Source organism: Gilliamella sp. Pas-s95 (assembly GCF_009795795.1).
In the GTDB taxonomy this organism is placed as follows: Bacteria; Pseudomonadota; Gammaproteobacteria; order Enterobacterales; family Orbaceae; genus Gilliamella; species Gilliamella bombicola.
In genome coordinates this window covers 1-1,306 of the sequence record NZ_WTFC01000065.1, presented here as the reverse complement: position 1 = coordinate 1,306, position 1,306 = coordinate 1, and the positions used below count along the sequence as shown (strand labels likewise).

The window sequence follows — 1,306 nt, the reverse complement described above, 5'->3', positions numbered from 1 at the left end:
GGAAGTCAGTTGAGGTGGTCTTCTGTTTCTCGCGGTGGAATAACGGCTACAGTGAATTGGACAAGGCCACGCTCTGATACATTCACAGACCCAGCGGGAGTTAACAGAACATCTGATAGTTGGATTAGTGATAAATCCCAATATGTAACTCGGGTAACGCTAAATGGTCCTAGGGCAAATGATAATCAGATAAATTCAAGTAGTTTTAGTTTAAGTGCGCCATCTTTACCGCAGACCTTTGAATTAGAGGGTAAGGATAGCAGTGGTAGAGTGGTTGTGAAATATGGATTTCAGTTGAAGCAGTGGTTCGTCAATAGACGGGATAAAAGAGAGCACCCATCTAACCAATCATCTTGGTGTAGTAGTAGCTCGGGTTATCGTCTTGCTAAGCTCAAAGACCTGACTAATTCCAATTGTAACGGTTGCTCAAGCGCCACACCGTCGTCACCTGGTAATAATTACCAACGACGAATAGGGGCTGGATTTTTTACGGAGTGGGGATCCATGTACGGTTACGCTGATGCTGGCTTTGCCGGCTACTATTACTGGACACCTGACTTTGCCGCTGTCGGCCGATTGTTTGCTGTCAATGCGGACACAGGTTTTGTCCATTACGCCACTGCCGGCGGGCTTTACGCTGTTTGTACTACTCCTTAACTTTAGCTATTAATCATTGATCGCGGTGGTGTTTATATGACTATAGTTGGCTAAGTTATCAAAGCCGCACCTCCGCGCAGTTGGGGCAAACTATTGCAGATGCGTTGTTGTGGTTTAAATTCGTGGTTTATTTTGATGTGGCAAGATTTCGGACGTGGTCATGGTAGCTATTTTGAACACTAAACTGCAAACGTCCAAAACCTCTGCACTTAATTTATTCTATTTACCAGAACAAAAAAGCCTGATTTTCCACCCAAAAATCTGTCAGGAAAGGTATTGATTTTATTAAAGTTTTTATTTGGTGGTTTTTATTCAAAAACACCACCAAAACCATTTCTCAAAACACGCCACCAAAAGCTCAACCTTATCAACTTAGCAAAACTTTACAAATATTTAACAAAAAACTAGCGCATTATTAATCAATCGGTTATAATTTGAGCGCTTTCAAAGCAAGGAAAAGTTCATTAGTTGAGCGGATAATTATAAAAATTAAAATAAAACAATAAATTACTTGACATGATTATCGAAATGCGCTATCATGCATGGCATCTGGCATCTGGCATCTGGCCTGCCAAACCTACGCCCTAAATCTTTTTCAATTTCACCGTAGTCTAAATCAGACACTGTTCTTATTTTCATCACCGAAGTT

At 41.0% G+C, this 1,306-nt stretch carries 1 protein-coding gene; it reads left to right on the top strand.

Going from position 1 to position 1,306, the window contains the following annotated elements:
• A partial coding sequence (locus tag GQ598_RS10850; RefSeq protein WP_160404127.1) for a hypothetical protein occupies positions 1–657 on the top strand: 657 nt, incomplete at its 5' end.
• Positions 658–1,306: the final 649 nt, after the last annotated feature.